Annotated in this window: 19 protein-coding genes; 12 read left to right on the top strand and 7 right to left on the bottom strand. The window is 69.0% G+C overall.

The features are described 5' to 3' along the window. The first annotated feature begins 2 nt into the window (after positions 1-2). Genes HUN08_RS05725 through HUN08_RS05715 form a run of 3 tightly spaced genes read left to right on the top strand, consistent with a single transcriptional unit; the run spans position 3 to position 1,462 of the window. A complete protein-coding gene (locus HUN08_RS05725; protein WP_124248123.1) occupies positions 3-248 on the top strand; it encodes a hypothetical protein in 246 nt (81 codons plus the stop codon). Next, positions 245-637, top strand: a complete 393-nt coding sequence (locus tag HUN08_RS05720) for a type II toxin-antitoxin system VapC family toxin (protein WP_124248124.1) — start codon at positions 245-247, stop codon at positions 635-637. Before HUN08_RS05725 ends, HUN08_RS05720 begins: the two co-directional genes overlap by 4 nt. A gap of 18 nt (positions 638-655) precedes the next feature. Next, the gene (locus HUN08_RS05715; RefSeq protein ID WP_124248125.1) at positions 656-1,462 is read left to right on the top strand and encodes a DNA-formamidopyrimidine glycosylase family protein; all 807 of its coding nucleotides are present in this window, start codon (positions 656-658) and stop codon (positions 1,460-1,462) included. Here the strand turns inward: HUN08_RS05715 and HUN08_RS05710 are convergent. Beyond that, the gene (locus HUN08_RS05710; RefSeq protein WP_124248126.1) at positions 1,441-1,875 is read right to left on the bottom strand and encodes a pyridoxamine 5'-phosphate oxidase family protein; all 435 of its coding nucleotides are present in this window, start codon (positions 1,873-1,875) and stop codon (positions 1,441-1,443) included. The two genes, HUN08_RS05715 and HUN08_RS05710, sit on opposite strands and share 22 nt — an antisense overlap. Before the next feature lie 78 nt (positions 1,876-1,953). After that, on the bottom strand, positions 1,954-3,696 hold the full coding sequence (glpD, locus tag HUN08_RS05705; RefSeq protein ID WP_124248127.1) for a glycerol-3-phosphate dehydrogenase: 1,743 nt from the start codon (positions 3,694-3,696) through the stop codon (positions 1,954-1,956). A 35-nt stretch (positions 3,697-3,731) separates the two neighbouring features. Between glpD and glpK the strand changes: the two genes are divergently transcribed. Then, positions 3,732-5,240 carry a glycerol kinase GlpK gene (gene glpK, locus HUN08_RS05700; protein WP_301546910.1) on the top strand — a complete coding sequence of 503 codons (1,509 nt, stop codon included), beginning with the start codon at positions 3,732-3,734 and terminating at the stop codon, positions 5,238-5,240. Between the two features lie 14 nt (positions 5,241-5,254). Here the strand turns inward: glpK and HUN08_RS05695 are convergent, their stop codons facing one another. Next, positions 5,255-6,457: a hypothetical protein gene (locus HUN08_RS05695; RefSeq protein WP_124248129.1), complete on the bottom strand. Its 1,203-nt coding sequence runs from the start codon at positions 6,455-6,457 to the stop codon at positions 5,255-5,257. A gap of 476 nt (positions 6,458-6,933) precedes the next feature. On the opposite strand from HUN08_RS05695, the gene HUN08_RS18510 reads away from it, so the two are divergent. Then, positions 6,934-7,545 carry a DUF3558 family protein gene (locus HUN08_RS18510; protein WP_124248130.1) on the top strand — a complete coding sequence of 204 codons (612 nt, stop codon included), beginning with the start codon at positions 6,934-6,936 and terminating at the stop codon, positions 7,543-7,545. A 106-nt stretch (positions 7,546-7,651) separates the two neighbouring features. Here HUN08_RS18510 and HUN08_RS18355 read toward each other — a convergent pair whose 3' ends face one another. Further along, complete coding sequence (locus tag HUN08_RS18355; RefSeq protein ID WP_301546909.1) at positions 7,652-7,786, bottom strand: hypothetical protein; 135 nt, start codon at positions 7,784-7,786, stop codon at positions 7,652-7,654. 154 nt (positions 7,787-7,940) lie between these two features. Between HUN08_RS18355 and HUN08_RS05685 the strand changes: the two genes are divergently transcribed. Genes HUN08_RS05685 through HUN08_RS05675 form a run of 3 tightly spaced genes read left to right on the top strand, consistent with a single transcriptional unit; the run spans position 7,941 to position 9,353 of the window. After that, complete coding sequence (locus HUN08_RS05685) at positions 7,941-8,312, top strand: helix-turn-helix transcriptional regulator (RefSeq protein WP_124248131.1); 372 nt, start codon at positions 7,941-7,943, stop codon at positions 8,310-8,312. Positions 8,313-8,317: 5 nt separating this feature from the next. Beyond that, positions 8,318-8,812, top strand: coding sequence for an SRPBCC domain-containing protein (locus HUN08_RS05680; protein ID WP_124248132.1), 495 nt, complete (start codon positions 8,318-8,320; stop codon positions 8,810-8,812). Between the two features lie 22 nt (positions 8,813-8,834). Continuing rightward, positions 8,835-9,353, top strand: coding sequence for a glycine cleavage system protein R (locus HUN08_RS05675; protein ID WP_124248133.1), 519 nt, complete (start codon positions 8,835-8,837; stop codon positions 9,351-9,353). 14 nt (positions 9,354-9,367) lie between these two features. On the opposite strand, the gene HUN08_RS05670 is transcribed toward HUN08_RS05675, so the two are convergent. Then, a complete protein-coding gene (locus HUN08_RS05670) occupies positions 9,368-9,937 on the bottom strand; it encodes a TetR/AcrR family transcriptional regulator (protein ID WP_124248134.1) in 570 nt (189 codons plus the stop codon). 55 nt (positions 9,938-9,992) lie between these two features. On the opposite strand from HUN08_RS05670, the gene HUN08_RS05665 reads away from it, so the two are divergent. Next, the gene (locus HUN08_RS05665; protein WP_124248135.1) at positions 9,993-10,466 is read left to right on the top strand and encodes an anthrone oxygenase family protein; all 474 of its coding nucleotides are present in this window, start codon (positions 9,993-9,995) and stop codon (positions 10,464-10,466) included. Positions 10,467-10,551: 85 nt separating this feature from the next. Here HUN08_RS05665 and HUN08_RS05660 read toward each other — a convergent pair whose 3' ends face one another. Beyond that, the gene (locus tag HUN08_RS05660; protein WP_124248136.1) at positions 10,552-11,949 is read right to left on the bottom strand and encodes an NAD(P)H-quinone dehydrogenase; all 1,398 of its coding nucleotides are present in this window, start codon (positions 11,947-11,949) and stop codon (positions 10,552-10,554) included. Positions 11,950-12,138: 189 nt separating this feature from the next. Here HUN08_RS05660 and HUN08_RS05655 point away from each other — a divergent pair, with 189 nt between their 5' ends. Continuing rightward, positions 12,139-12,630 (top strand): gamma-glutamylcyclotransferase, encoded by a 492-nt coding sequence (locus HUN08_RS05655; protein ID WP_124248137.1) that lies wholly within the window; start codon positions 12,139-12,141, stop codon positions 12,628-12,630. Positions 12,631-12,708: 78 nt separating this feature from the next. Here HUN08_RS05655 and HUN08_RS05650 read toward each other — a convergent pair whose 3' ends face one another. Then, a complete protein-coding gene (locus HUN08_RS05650; protein WP_124248138.1) occupies positions 12,709-13,416 on the bottom strand; it encodes an enoyl-CoA hydratase/isomerase family protein in 708 nt (235 codons plus the stop codon). A gap of 73 nt (positions 13,417-13,489) precedes the next feature. Here HUN08_RS05650 and HUN08_RS05645 point away from each other — a divergent pair, with 73 nt between their 5' ends. Together HUN08_RS05645 and HUN08_RS05640 are read left to right on the top strand one after the other, a co-directional pair. After that, on the top strand, positions 13,490-14,326 hold the full coding sequence (locus HUN08_RS05645) for a purine-nucleoside phosphorylase (RefSeq protein WP_124248139.1): 837 nt from the start codon (positions 13,490-13,492) through the stop codon (positions 14,324-14,326). Next, positions 14,316-15,851 (top strand): phospho-sugar mutase, encoded by a 1,536-nt coding sequence (locus HUN08_RS05640; protein WP_124248140.1) that lies wholly within the window; start codon positions 14,316-14,318, stop codon positions 15,849-15,851. Before HUN08_RS05645 ends, HUN08_RS05640 begins: the two co-directional genes overlap by 11 nt. The last annotated feature ends 29 nt before the right edge of the window (positions 15,852-15,880 follow it).

Here is a 15,880-nt window from a genome sequence, read left to right as displayed (position 1 = left end):
ATATGAGCAACCTCCAGGTCCGCAATCTGCCTGACGAGTTGCACGCCCGTCTCAGCGAGCGTGCACGCCGCCTCGACCTGTCCATGTCCGAGTACGTCACGCGGGTCTTGCGCGCCGATCTCGACCGCCCGCTCTTCGACGACTGGGCGACCGCCGCGCGCCGCGCCGGGGCGCCGCGCTCGATCGACACCCTCGCGGCGTTGGACGCGGTGCGCGAGGAATACGACGCCGGACCGTCGTCGTCATGAGGTATGTCGTCGACGCGAGTGTGCTCGTCGACGCCGTCCTGCCGACCGAACGCCAGTCGGCCGCCCTCACCGCGTTGCAGGACGCCGAGTTGTGGGCACCGACGATTCTCGACCTGGAAGTCACCTCGACCTTGTGGCGACTGGAACGCACCGGCCAGATCACCGACCACGAGGCCGGCTATGCCGTCGACCTGCTGAGGAGCACACCCATCCGACGCGTCGACGATCCGGCGATCGCCGCAGAAGCGTGGCAGCTGCGCAAGTCGATTCAGGTCGCCGACGCGTTCTACGTAGCGACGGCACGCCTCCTGGACGCCGCGCTGATCACCCGGGACGCACGACTCTCCCGTGCACCGCGGCTGGGTGTGACGGTGGTGCTCCTCCCATGACCCGGCACCCGGAGAGTCATGCCCGAGGGTGACACCGTCTTCGCCCTGGCCACGCGGCTGCGACCGGTGCTGGCCGGAAAGACGTTGACGCGCACCGACTTTCGCGTGCCGCGGTTAGCCACCGTCGACCTCTCGGGTTGGTCGGTCGACGGCGTGCGGTCGATCGGCAAGCACCTCGTCGTCGATCTCACGTCGGGTGAACGGCACTGCGCGATCCGGTCGCATCTGGGCATGGACGGGTCGTGGCGGGTCTTCGCTCCGGGGCAGCGGTGGACGAAGCCCGCCCATACGGCCCGGGCGGTACTCACCGTCGACGATGGTGCCGTCGTCGGGTTCTCGCTGCGCGAACTGCACGTCGACGCCGATCCCGACCGCGCCCTGGCGCACCTCGGCCCCGATCTGCTCGGACCCGCGTGGGATCCGTCGGCCGCGGCGGCGAACCTCGCCGACGCCGGCGCCCGGGACCCGGGCCTCACCGTCTCGCGAGCACTGCTCGACCAGCGCAATCTCGCCGGAATCGGGAACGTCTACCGCAACGAGATCTGCTTCCTGCTCGGGGTCCACCCGTCGACGTCGATGAGCGAGGTCGACGCGGAGCAGGCGGTTTCAATCGCCCGAAAGTTGTTGTGGGACAACCGGTTGCGCACGGTCCGCAACACCACCGGGATTCCTGCCCGGGGCCGTCGCCACGAAGACCTCTGGGTCTACGGCCGGGCCGCGCGGCCCTGTCGTCGCTGCGGCACGTCGATCGAGCGGGTCGACGGCGCCGATCGCGACCGCATCACCTTCTACTGCCCGACCTGTCAGCTCACCGTCTCGGAGTAGCGGTCCGGTTCTGGACCGAAGGTGAAGCGGCGCGCGGAGATGTCGTCGGCGGTGATCACGACGTAGTCGTACTTGAGCGTCGGCACCCAGCTGCGCAGCGGCAGCTTGTCGGCCTCCTCGATGTCATGGGTGGAGACGAGGATCTGCGCATGCCCTTTGACGATGACGCTCCAACCGCCGTCGGCATGTGTCTCGTCGGCCTCGAAGGCGAGCCGGTTGTTGACGGCGATCTCGCTGAGCTTGGCGCCGGCTGCCGTGCGGAAGTAGATCTTGCCGTCGGCCGCGTAGTAGTTGATCGGGAAGATCTCCGGTTGATCGCCGACGCTGGTGGCGATCCGGCCGAGTTGGCGGGTGGACAGAAGGTCCCAGGCCTCTTCGGAACTGAGTTGCTCGATTGCGCTGCCGGCGACCATGACGACCTCCCGAATAGGACTTCAGAAGGCCGACGCTACTCCCGCGCGACCGGCCCGGCCAGTGGGTCCAAAGTCCCGCTACTGCGGCACCGGAACCGGCTCGAGGATCTCCTTGCGCGACTCGGGTGCCGCGACACGCAGCGCGTCCGCCGAGGCATCGTCGGGTTGCTGCTGCGAGGCGATCTCCGCCTCCACGCGGGCGACGTAGTTGGCGACCTCGAACGCCGTCGCATCCTCGTCCCATCGCAGGATCGGGGCCACGAGCGCGGCGACCTCGGCGGCGCAGTCCACGCCGCGGTGGGCGTACTCGATCGAGATCCTGGTGCGCCGCGCGAGCAGGTCCTCCATGTGCAGGGCACCCTCGTTGCGCGCCGCGTACACGATCTCGACCCGCAGATACTGCGGCGCGGCGGCGAGCGGCTCCAGCAGCGACGGGTCGTCCTGGGCGTACCGCAGCACGTCGTCGATGAGCGAGCCGTAACGGTTGAGCAGCCGGCGCACGCGATACGGATGCAGCCCGTAGCGCTGCCCGAGGCCCTCGCACTGGTTGACCAGCGCGTAGTACCCGTCGGCGCCCAGGAGCGGGACCCGCTCGGTGATCGACGGCGCCACCCGCGTCGGGATGAAGTCGTTGCAGGCGTCCACGGCGTCGGCGGCCATGACGCGATAGGTCGTGTACTTGCCGCCGGCGATCGAGACGAGGCCGGGCGCGACGGTGGCGACGGCGTGTTCGCGCGAGAGGCTCGACGTTTGGTCGTCCTCGCCGGCCAGCAGCGGCCGCAGCCCGGCGTAGACGCCTTCGATGTCCTCATGCGTCAGCGACGAGACCAGCACCTCGTTGACCCGGTCCAGGATGTAGTCGATGTCCTTGCGCGTCGCCGCCGGGTGCGCGAGATCGAGGTTCCAGTCGGTGTCGGTGGTACCGATGATCCAGTGCGTCTCCCACGGGATGACGAACAGCACCGAGTTCGCGGTGCGCAGGATGATGGCCGTCTCGCTGACGATCCGGTCGCGCGGGACGACGATGTGCACGCCCTTCGACGCGCGCACCCGGAAGTGGCCGCGCTCCTTGGAGAGGGCCTGCACCTCGTCGGTCCACACGCCCGCGGCGTTGATGACGCAGTGGGCGCGCACCTCGGTGACCTCGCCGGTGTCGGAGTCGCGCACGCGCACGCCCTTCACCCGGTCTGCCTCGCGCAGGAAGTCGACGACCTGCGTCGACGTGCGGATGACGGCCCCGTAGTGGGCCGCGGTGCGCGCCACGGTGAGACTGTGCCGCGCGTCGTCGACGACGGTGTCGTAGTAGCGGATCCCGCCGACGAGGGAGTTTCGTTTGAGCGCCGGTGCCGCCCGCAGCGCCCCGGAACGGGTCACCTGCTTCTGTCCGGGCACCGACTTCGCCCCGCCCATGCGGTCGTAGAGGAACAGGCCCGCGGTGACGTACGGCCGCTCCCAGACCCGCTTGGTCAACGGGTAGAGGAACGGCAGCGGCTTGACCAGGTGCGGAGCGAGCAGGCGCAGCGAGAGTTCGCGTTCGCGCAGGGCTTCGCGCACCAGGCCGAACTCCAACTGCTCCAGGTAGCGCAGACCACCGTGGAACATCTTCGACGATCGGCTCGACGTCCCCGACGCGATGTCGCGGGCCTCGACGAGGGCCACCCGCAGACCCCTCGTCGCCGCGTCGAGTGCCGCCCCGACGCCGACGACTCCCCCGCCGACGACGACGACGTCGAACTGCTCGGAACCCAGCCGTTCCCACGCTTTCGCGTGGTACTCGGGACTCAGATCCTCGGGCCGCTCGTCGGTCGGGTCGGTATTCACAGTTGCCGAGCCTACCGCGTGCAAAGATGACTGGCGTGGCGAGAAGCAGCGGGTATGTCGTGTCCATCGATCAGGGAACAACATCGTCGCGGGCGATCATTTTCGACCATCGCGGACGCCCCGTGGGATCCGAGCAGATCGAGCACGAGCAGATCTTCCCGCGGCCCGGCTGGGTGGAGCACGACGCCCGGGAGATCTGGCGCAACATCCGGCGCGCGATGGCGGCGGCCATGGCGTCGGCGGAAATCAAACCCCGCGAGATCATGGCGTGCGGCATCACCAACCAGCGCGAGACGACCGTCGTGTGGGACCGGGCCACCGGCGAGCCGTTGCACAACGCGATCGTCTGGCAGGACACCCGCACCGCGGCCCTGTGCGAGCGCCTCGCCGGCGACGCGGGACCCGACCGCTACCGCGAGCGGACCGGCCTGCCGCTGTCCACCTACTTCGCCGGGCCCAAGTTGGTGTGGCTGTTGGAGAACGTCGACGGGCTGCGCGAGCGCGCCGAGGCCGGCGAGCTGTGCTTCGGCACGATGGACTCCTGGGTCGCCTGGAACCTGACCGGTGGCGTCAACGGCGGATTGCACATCACCGACGTCACGAACGCGTCGCGCACCATGCTGATGGACCTGCGGACGCTGGAATGGGATGCCGAGATCTGCGCAGACTTCGGCATCCCGATGGCGATGCTCCCCGAGATCCGCAGCAGTTCCGAGGCCTACGGCACGCTGTCGGCGCCCGGCGCGCCCGCCGGTGTCCCGCTGGCCGGCATCCTCGGCGACCAGCAGGCGGCGACGTTCGGTCAGGCCTGCCTGGCGCCCGGGCAGGCGAAGAACACCTACGGCACCGGCAACTTCCTCCTGCTCAACACCGGCACCGAGCCGGTCTTCTCCGACCACGGCCTACTCACCACGGTCTGCTACCAGATCGCCGGGGCCCCCGCCTGCTACGCGTTGGAGGGGTCGATCGCGGTCACCGGATCGCTCATCCAGTGGCTGCGCGACAACCTGGGGATCATCTCCGAGGCGGCCGAGGTCGAAGCGCTGGCACAGTCGGTCGACGACAACGGCGGCGCCTACATCGTGCCGGCCTTCTCCGGGCTGTTCGCCCCGCGCTGGCGCCCCGACGCACGGGGGGTCATCGTCGGACTGACCCGGTTCGTCAACCGGGGCCACCTCGCACGCGCCGCGCTGGAGGCCAGCGCGTATCAGACGCGCGAGGTCATCGAGGCGATGACCGCCGATTCCGGTGTCACCCTCACCGCGTTGAAGGTCGACGGCGGGATGGTCGTCAACGACCTGCTCATGCAGTTCCAGGCCGACCAGCTCGGCGTGCCCGTGATCCGGCCGGTGGTCAACGAGACGACCGCACTAGGCGCCGCCTACGCCGCCGGGCTGGCCGTCGGCTATTGGAAGAGCGCCGACGATATCCACGCAAACTGGGCGATGGACAAGCAGTGGGATCCGCAGATGCCCGCCGACGAGCGCAACCGGTTGTATGCCGAGTGGAACCGAGCGGTGGAACACAGCCTCGATCTGGCTTGACGCCGGGTTCGGCGCTAGGTCGTCCGCTGAGGTTTGCCTCCTTCCGGCTCGGGTTCGCCGAGCACCGACGGCCCGACCAACGGCCATTCGCCGACGAGTTCGTCGGCGTTCTCCCGCACCCGCAGATAGTCCGCGGCCTTGCGCTCCTCCTTGTCCTCGGACCGCCGCGCCCGCGGGACGAACGGCATGCCGCCGCGGGACCCCGATGGACCGCCGGGTCGGATCGGCGCGGTCGTGGGAGTCGCGGTGGCCGTCGTGGCCGCCAGTCGTGGTGCCGCTAACGGTGTTCCCAGCCGGACCCCGGTGCCCGGCGTCCGCACGCCCATTCCCCGGCCCGATCCGGTCGGAGCCGCGCCGGTCGGGGCCGTGCCGGGGGTTTCCCCACCTGGGCGCGGATTCGGTTGCGCGCCAACGGGAAGCGGTGACGGGGTGCCGGGTGCCCCGGACGGCGGACCGGACCGGTTGTCGTCCGACGGTGCTGTCGGACGGCCCGCCTGATTCGCGGTGGTGGTCGTCGCCGGAGTCGCCGCGGATGGATTCGGCGTCGTGGTCGGGGGCCGCACGGTCCCCGAGGTCGACGGCTGATTCGCCGTCGTCCCGCTCGGTCCGCCACCGCCCAGACCGAGCGAGCCGGGATCGGATGCTCCCCCGTCCTGCTTTCCAGCGGTACCGAGGGTGCCGGCGAGTCCGTCCCCGGGATCGGTCGGCGACACTGCCGGATTGATCATCGACATGCCGACGGTGGTCGGCCCGTCGGGGATCGCCGCGGTGGCCAGCATCGGATCGCTGTAGGCAGCGTTCATCGCGGTCGCGACCGTCGTACGCATACGGGCCTGATCGTCGGCATCCGCGTCGGGATCGGCCATCGCGCGGGCGATCTCGCGCAACAACGGCCCTTTCGACTTGGCGTCCGCCAGGGCAGTCGCCACGCCGCGAAGGTTGATGACCGCCGACTCGGCGATGGTGCTGGCCGCGGTGATCTCACCGGACAGGGTCGCCGCGCGGCGCTGACTGTTGGTCGCCGCGATGCCGGTCAACTTGTCGGCCGTCACGGCGAATACCGTCTCGACGTGCAGCGCAGCGGCCCGTGCGCGTTTGACCGCGGCCTCGAGCGCGGCGACATCGGCCGACGCCTGTTCGGCCCCCATCGAGTCCACCATGTCTGCCACCGCACCGACGTCGAGCGTCGACCACGGCGTCCGTCCCGCACGCGCCATGTCTACTTAGACGCACCCGGACGACGATCGGTTCCGTCCGGCCGCAAACTATTTCGCCGCTTGGTGGAACCGTTGCGCCCTGCGCTGCGTCCAAGTATGTAGAAGATGTTCACGACGAAGATGTCCACGGCGAGATGTCGCGTGAGCCGGAGACGCAAGAGCCAGAAACGAGGTGCCGATGAGCCCACCGCCCTGCACGACGATCCGCTGCGAGGACGATGCCTGGGCCGAACGAGCCCGAGTCGCCCAATGGGCTGCTGACGAGTTGACGGCATGTAGCGAGACAGTCTCCGGGGTTCTAGCGCGGAACTACATGGGTGATGGATGTTCCGAAGCGCCTCCGGTCTTCACCGATTTCGCCAATGCACTATTCCTGGGACCGTCAAGCTGGCGAGACACCCTAAACGCCCAGGCAACCTCCTTTGCGGAGTTGGCCCAGGCATCCCGCGCTGGTGGGCAAGCGATAGTCGGGCAGGATGAGATCAATGCGAAGCCACTTAGCAAATAGAGCCGCAGGCTGGATCGCGACCGTGCCCCTCCTTGTCGTGACGCTCTCGACCGTAAGTTGCTCGCGAGATCACCCCCTGCCGCGAGGGCCTGAAGACCTGGCACCAACACCACCAGTTGGCTCAGTTCCCTTTCCGAACCGACTCAACCCTGGCAACGACGGCACCTCGTATGAGCCCTGCTCAGTCTCAGCCAATGAAGTGATTTCCCTAGGCTGGAGTCCGACTTCCAAGCGTGACGCCGCCACAGTCGACAAGCAAACGGCGAGGGGGTGCATATGGCACGATGCTCAACTCGGATCTGTGTGGAGCGTCTCTCAGATCGTCGGCAACAGCCCGAGCCTGGATGCGTATCGGACGAGTCATCCTCACTTCACCTGGCTACCTGACGTGACGATCAATGGCCGCACCATCGGAGTCCATCTCATGGGCCCTTCGACCTGCGCAACCTCTGTCCAGAGTCAGCGCGCCGGTGTCAGCACAATCGTCAGTTACAACCGTGTGCCCGCCCCGCCCACATCGCAGATCTGCGACCGGGCGATCGCGTTTACCCGAGCCACGATCTCCCAGATGCCCATCTAGCCGCGCGGCCCTCGTAGCCCCGGCTACCCATATCGCCACAAGCACCACAGACAGCAGTCGCCCCCGACGAGTGATCGTCGGGGGCGACTGTTGCGGGGAGGCAAGCTCAGCGGTGCTGCGGACCCGGGCGCTGCGGGCCGGGACGCTGCGGACCCGGGCGCACCAGGCCGCGACGCTGCGGGGGCTGCGGGAACTGGTTGTGACGGCGACGGTGGTGGTGAACGAGGTGCTGGAACGGCATGGTTGCCTCCTGATCGGATGTTGGTCTCAGGCCGGATGACCTGTTACTCGCAAAGTTACGAACTCAATATTTGGACCAGCCAGCAGCAAACTATGCGTCGGCTATGGATGCACACCCTTGACAACCTACAACCATTTAGTTGTATATTGGCCTCGTGACCACGACCACCCTTTCCGACGACGAGGTCGACGCCCTGTTCCACGCACTGGCCGACCGCACCCGCCGCGACATCCTGCGGCGATCGCTGGCCGGCGAGTACTCGGTGAGCGCACTCGCGTCGCATTACGACATGAGTTTCGCCGCCGTGCAGAAGCACGTCGCCGTACTCGAACGGGCCGGCCTGGTCACCAAGCGGCGCTCCGGGCGCGAAGCCCTCGCATCCGGAGACGTCACCACGATCCGTTCGGTCGGCACCCTGCTGGACGAACTCGAACAGGTCTGGCGCGGCCGCGTGTCGCGCATCGACGACCTGCTCGCCGCCGAGAAGCTCCACCACCCCATCAAGTCCGCAACCCCCGAGGAGTGAGACCCATGCCCGTCATCGACGTCACCAAGGACCCCGACAACCGAACCCTGCGCATGACTGCCCGATTCGACGCCCCCGTCGACCGCGTCTGGGAGATCTACGCCGACCCCCGGCAGCTCGAACGCGTCTGGGGTCCGCCGACCTATCCCGCCACCTTCGTCCGCCACGAGCTGACGCCGGGTGGCCGCATGCACTACTTCATGACCAGCCCCGAGGGCGAGAAGTTCGCCGGCTTCTGGGTCATCACCGACGTCGACGCCAAGAATTCCTTCGCCTTCGAGGACGGGTTCGCGCTCGACGCCGACGACTTCACCCCCAACCCGGACCTCCCCGTTTCGGCCAACACCTACCGCTTCACCGTCGACGGCGGCGGGACGCGCGCGGAGTACGTCGGCGTCTACCCCACCGAGGAGGCGCTGGCCAAGGTCCTCGAAATGGGGATGGTCGAGGGCGCGACGGCCGCCATCAACCAGATCGACGAGTTGCTCAAGTCCAGCTGATCGGGCCGGTAGCATCCGCCGTATGCAGCATCTGGTCTTGACCGTCATCGGCGACGATCGCCCCGGACTCGTCTCGGCGCTCGCCGATGTCGTCGCCGCCAACGGCGGGAACTGGGAGCGCAGTCAGCTCGCGCAGCTCGAGGGCAAGTTCGCCGGCATCGTCGTCGTCGGCGTCACCGAAGACGATGCCGACGGTCTGCTCGCCGCCACCCGCGCGATCGACGACCTCGACGTCGCCGTGCACGCCGCCTCCGGCATCCCCGTCGTCGACGACGAGACGGTCACCCACCTGACGATCGGCGTGCTCGGCAACGACCGGCCCGGCATCGTCCGCGAATTGTCGACGGTCCTCGGCTCGCACGGCCTGTCCATCGAGAACATGACGACCGGCACGCGCGAGGCGCCGATGGCCGGCGGACTGTTGTTCGAGGCCCACTTCGACGTCCGGGTTCCCGCCGGAACCGATCTCGTCGACGTCCGCACGGAGTTGGAGCGCCTGGCCGCCGAACTCCTCGTCGACCTCGGTATCGACGAGGGCTGACGCAGGCCGACGCGTCAGCGCGACCGGGCGGGGCCGAACAATCCCACCATCGCGTCGATCCTGGCCTCCTCGAGTTCCGGGTCGAGGCGCCCGTGGCGGGCGAGTTCGCCCACGCCGTGCAGCATCGCCCAGAGCAGTTCGGCCCGCACCACCGAATCGGGCCCGTCCCCCACGCTGAGACGTAACACCTCGAACCCGTCGCGCAGCACGCGCGGCGTCTCGTCGGTGGCGAATTCGATGCTGGTCAGGGCCGTCGACATCGCCGCGTACACGGCCGGGTTCTGTCGCGCGAATCGCAGGTACGCGACGATGACCGGTCGCAGCCGGCTATCGGGAGCCGCCGATGCCGCGACCTTGAGTTCGGCCAGCAACCGCGTGAATCCGTCCACGACGACGCGCTCGACCATCTCCTCGCGCCCCCGGGGAAAGTGCTTGTAGAGGATCGGCTGACTGAACCCGATCTCGTCGGCGAGGCGGCGGACCGTGACGGCACTCCACCCCTCCTCCTCGGCGATGTCGCGCACCGCGTCGACGATGCGCTCCTCACGCGCCTCGAAGTCGGAGCCTTGCGTTCGCGGTGTCATGGGTATACGTTAGCACTGCTAACCATTAGCGTTGCTAACTCGGAAGGAACCCATCATGGAACTCGTCTTCGCCCTCACCGCCACCGCCGGAATCCTGGCCATCGCGGTGATCTTCGGAACCGACGTCCTCGCCGCCGTCGTACTGCGCAGCGTGTACGCCGACGTCGATGACCGCACACTCGTCCAGGCCGTCGGTCGCGGCCACTACTACGGCGACCGGCGCCTGCCCGTCGTCGGCGTACTCGGCGTCGTCATGTCAGCCGCGACCGCCGCCGTCGGCTTTCTGCACGGCTCGACGGCGGCCGGCTCCCTCGCCGCCGTCGCGCTCGCGATGCTGCTGATCTGGCTCGTGCTCTTCACCCGCATCTCGAAGCCCATCAACAAGGCGCTGACCGACGCGGCCCTGTCCGGCACGGTTCCCGCCGACGCCCGCGCCCTCCAACAGCGCTGGGAGTCGATCATCACCATCCGCTCGGTTCTGCAGGGCCTCGCGATCCTGCTCCTGTGCGTAGCGCTCGCGCTGATCTGACGTCGGCACAGCAGCTGCCGGTTTTCACGGTTTCTACCGAAGCAACGGTAGAAACCGTGAAAACCGGTAGCCGTTGTGTGCGGTCCTAGTCGAGGTCGTCGTGACGGACCAGTTGGCGGGCCGCCTCGGTGATCGACCCCGACATCGACGGGTACACCGAGAGCGTCGCGGCGATATCGCTGACCGTCAGCTTGTTCTGCACGGCCACCGCGATCGGCAAGATCAGCTCCGACGCGCGCGGCGCGACGATCACGCCGCCGATCACCACGCCGGTCTGCGGGCGGCAGAAGATCTTCACGAATCCGCGTCGCAGCCCGGTCATCTTCGCCCGGGCGTTGGTCGCCAGCGGCAGCATGATGGTGCGCGCCGGATACTCACCGGAATCGATCGCGGCCTGGGAGGCGCCGACGCTCGCGATCTCGGGCCGGGTGAAGATCGCCGACGCGACGGTCTTCAACCGCAGCGGCGCCACCCCCTCGCCCAGCGCGTGGTACATCGCGATCCGGCCCTGCATCGCCGCGACCGAGGCCAACGGCAGCAGACCGGTGCAGTCGCCTGCGGCATAGACACCGGGCACCGAGGTGCGCGAGACGCGGTCCACGGTGATGTAGCCGCCCTTGTCGGTGGCCACCCCGGCGCGGTCCAGACCGCACTTGGAGGTGTTGGGAATCGAGCCGACCGTCATCAGCACGTGCGACCCGGTGATCGTCTTCCCGTCGGCCATCTCCACGGTCACCTCGTCGCCCGAGCGGGTGACGCGGTCGGCACGCGCGTTCTTGATCAACTCGACCCCGCGCTCGGCCAGCACGTCCTCGAGTACCAGCGCGGCGTCCTCGTCGAAACCGGGGAGAACCCGGTCGCGGCTCGACACCAGCGTCACCTTCACGCCGAGTTCGGTGTAGGCGTGCACGAACTCGGCACCGGTGACACCCGATCCGACGACGATGAGGTGCGTCGGGAGTTCCTGCAGGTCGTAGAGTTCGCGCCAGGTGAGTATGCGTTCGCCGTCGGGCTGGGCGTCGGGCAGGATCCGCGGACGCGCACCGGTCGCGATCAGCACGACCTCGGCGTCGAGCACGGTCTCGGAACCGTCGACGCCGCGCGCGAGCACCTTGTGCTGCGCCGAGCCCAGCTCCGGGTCGGCCAACTCGCCGACGCCCTGGATGATCTTCACGCCCTCGCTGAGCAACCTCGCCTTGATGTCGGCCGACTGGGCGTACGCCAATTCCTTGACGCGGCGGTTGATCTCCGGGAGATCGACGTCTTTGAAGCTGATGTCGACGCCGAGATCGCCGGCGCGGCGCATGTCGGTGCGGATGCCCGAGGAGGCGATGAAGGTCTTCGACGGGACGCAGTCGTACAGCACGCAGGCTCCGCCGATGCCGTCCGCGTCGACGATCGTCGTGTCCGACCCGTAGGCGGCCGCGGCCAACGCCGCCTCGTATCCCGCGGGTCCTCCGCCGATGATCACGATCCTGGTCACTGCGAGTCTCCTGACTGTCGGCACGCCGCACCGGCTGCCCGGTGTCTGAGATCATTCTTGCGCAGACCCCGGCGGTTCGCGTGACGACCTCGGGAAGCACCGGCGGTGACACTCGTCCGGGCACCCGGGCGCTACTCTTGACCTCGCGCGTCCGCGCAGTCCGTTGTCACTTCGCCCCGAGGAGAATCCGTGGCGCTGTACGCCGCATACGGCTCGAATATGGATCCCGAGCAGATGGCGATGCGGGCACCGCACTCCCCCATGTCGGCGACCGGGTGGCTCGTCGGCTGGCGGCTCACCTTCGCCGGCGAGGACATCGGCTGGGAGGGATCACTGGCGACCGTCGTCGAGGACCGGGTCAACCCCGACGCCCGCGTCTTCGTCGTCCTCTACGACGTCCCCGACGAGGATGTGCACACCCTCGACCGCTGGGAGGGCTCCGAGCTGGGCGTCCACCGCAAGCTGCGGGCGCGCATCGAGACCACCGACGGCGCCGCGCTGGCCTGGATGTACGTGGTCGACGCCTTCGAGGGCGGCCTGCCGTCGGCGCGCTACCTGGGCGTCATGGCCGATGCGGCCGAGAAGGCCGGCGCCCCCACCGATTACGTCCAGGCCCTGCGCCTACACGAGGCGCGCAACGTCGGGCCCGGCCCGGGCGGCGACGTCGAGCCGGAGCTCTGAGTTCCCACTTTCATCCGAAATATGGGGTGCCGAGGGCATATCGCCCTCGGCACCCCTTATTCGAGACGTTTGTGGTGACTAGAGCAGCGACGCCGGCGTCTTGCGGGCGAGGTTCTCCAGCAGCGGGGCGCGCAGGCCGCGCTTGATGACCGCGAGATTCGCACCACCTGACGCGGAGCGCTCGGCGGCCACGGCCCGCGCACGGGCGAGAAGATCCTGTTCCGGCACCGCCTCCTCGACGATCCCGGTGGCGACGGCGTCGTCGGCCCCGTAGCGCCGCGACGTCAGCATGGCCTCGGTCGCCGTCGCATCGGTCAGCCGCGTACGCACCAGCGCAGCCATCCCCGCGGTGAACGGCATGTTCAGCGCCGCCTCGGGCAGCGACCAGAAGCCGCGCTCGGTGCGCATCACGCGATAGTCCGCGCACAGGGCGAGCATGGCCCCGGCACCGAAGGCATGCCCGTTGATCGCGGCCACGGTGGCCACCGGCAGGGTCAGGACCTTGGTGTAGACGGCATGGACGGCGTCGAGATATTCGGGCAGCTTGTCGGCGTTGGCGAACACGTAGTCGGTGTCGAGGCCGTTGGTGAAGAACTTGCCGGTCGCCGTGATCACCAGCCCCTTCTTCGACGCCGCGCCGGCCTCGGCAACCTCGTCGAGCGCCGCGTTCACGGCGTCGATCCACCCGAGGGCGAACCGGTTCTCGGGGTTGGCCTCGTCGAGTTCAACGCCTTCGGTGCCCAGGTAGAGCTCGTACACATCGTCGGATTCACGCAGAAACGGCATGGTAGGCACTCTAGTGCCCGCCGATTGCGTCCGTCGCGCACCGGGGTGGGGCGGGGCCGATACCGTGATGGGCATGACGCTGACCGACCCGACCACCGATCCGGCGGCCGCGGCCACCGCGGCCGCGGAATTCATCGCGACGACCACCGGGTGCCCGACGCATGACACCGCCATCGTCCTCGGGTCGGGTTGGTCGGCGGCAGTGGACGCGTTCGGCGAACCCGATGCCCGCATCCCGATGGCCGATGTCCCCGGCTTCACCGCACCGGGTGCCGCCGGACATGACGGCTCGATCCTCTCGACGCGCGTCGGCGCGCACCGGGTGCTGCTGCTGGCCGGTCGGATCCACGCCTACGAGGACCACGACCTCGCCCGCGTCGTCCACCCGGTCCGCACCGCGGCCGCCACCGGATGCCGCCGCGTCATCCTGACCAACGCCGCAGGTGGGGTGAACCGCACCTATCGCGTCGGACGCCCGGTCCTCATCGGCGACCAGATCAACCTCACCGGCCAGTCCCCGCTGCGGGGCGCCGACTTCGTCAACATGGTCGACGCCTATTCACCGCGGCTGCGCGCGCTGGCGCGGGAGGTCCACGCCGTCGTCGACGACGAGCCGCTGGCCGAAGGGGTGTACGCAGGGTTGCGGGGACCGCAGTACGAGACACCGGCGGAGATCGGGATGCTCGCGACGATGGGCGCCGATCTGGTGGGTATGTCCACCGTCCACGAGACGATCGCCGCGCGCGCCGCCGACATGGACGTACTCGGCATCTCCCTGGTCACCAACCTCGCCGCCGGCATCACCGGTGAGCCGCTGAGCCATGCGGAGGTGCTGGCCGCCGGACAAGACGCCGCCGGTCGGATCGGCGATCTGCTGGCCGGGATCGTCGGGCACCTCGATGCCGCCTGACCCCGCACCGGGCCAACCGGGGCAACTGCGCTTCGGCACCGCCGGGCTGCGCGGCCCGGTTCGTCCCGGTCCGGGTGGGATGAACGACGAACTCGTCGCCCGGGCCACGTGGGCGGTCGGCGAATGGCTGCGCGCGGCCGGGCACGGCAGCGCGACGGTGGTCGTCGGGCACGACGCCAGACACGGCTCGGAGGACTTCTTCGCGACGACGACGCAGGTCCTGGCCGCCGCCGGATTCGACGTGGTCGCCCTACCCGGCACCTCCCCCACCCCGCTGGTCGCCTTCGCCTGCCGCGACCTGGCCGCCGCGGCCGCCGTCCAGATCACGGCGTCGCACAATCCCGCCGGTGACAACGGGTACAAGCTGTACGCGGGAATCGGATCCGACGTCGCGGGCGCACAGATCGTCGGCCCGGCCGATCAGCAGATCGAGGAGCTGATGTACCGCGCGCCGACGACGATCCCCCGTCGCCCGGTCGCACCCGATGCCCGTGCACGGCACAACCGCGCGCGTTACCTGGACCGACTTCTGACGCGGTTCGGACGATCCCCCGATCCACTGCGCATCGCCCTCACCCCGATGCACGGGGTGGGCGGACAGATCGCGCTCGGCGCCTTGCGCAACGCCGGTTTCGACGATGTCCACGTCGTCGACGAGCAGTTCGCGCCCGATCCCGACTTCCCCACCGTCGCCTTTCCGAATCCCGAGGAGCCGGGCGCGACCGACCGCCTGCTGCGGCTCGCCGCCGAGATCGACGCCGACCTGGCCGTCGCACTCGACCCGGACGCGGATCGCTGTGCGATCGCCATTCCGGAGGATGGCCGATGGCGGCTGCTCACCGGCGACGAGACCGGTGCGATCCTCGCGCACCGGCTCGCCGTCCCCGACGGAGTGGTGGCCAGCAGCATCGTGTCGGGCACACTCGCCGCCGCGGTCGCGGCGGCCGCCGGCGCCCGCCCGGCGCGGACGTTGACCGGCTTCAAGTGGCTGGTCCGCGCCGGTGAGCCGCTGGTCTACGCCTACGAGGAGGCGATCGGTCACTGCGTCGATCCCGACGCGATCCGCGACAAGGACGGCATCGGCACCGCGGTGCTTCTCGCGCAGATCGCCGCCGGGGTGCGCCGCGACGGAAGGTCGCTGAGCAGTCTGCTCGACGACCTGTCGACGCGCCACGGGCTGCACGTCACCGTCGGAAGATCGGTGCCGCTGACGACACCGGCGGCCGCAGCGCAGACGATGACGGCGCTGCGCGGGGCGACGACCCGCACCGTGGCCGGCATCGAGTGCGCGCTGTCCGACTACGCCGGCCGCGACGACGACCTGCGCACCGATGCCGTCGAATTCACCGGCTCCGACGGCGACACCGGTCTGCGCGCGCTGGTCCGCCCCTCGGGAACCGAACCGAAACTGAAGGTTTACGTCGAGGTCGTGATGCCGTTCCCACCGGACCCGGCGACGAGGCGACAGACCAGACGGGAGGCGGACGCCCTGGCCCGACGGGCCGCTGACGCACTTGTGCGTTAGACGCCGCGTCTGCTCCCTACTATCAGTCC

The organism is Gordonia sp. X0973, from assembly GCF_013348785.1.
Taxonomy (GTDB): Bacteria; Actinomycetota; Actinomycetes; order Mycobacteriales; family Mycobacteriaceae; genus Gordonia.
The sequence above is the reverse complement of the archived record's forward strand: the minus strand, read 5'-3'. Positions and strand labels throughout refer to the sequence as shown.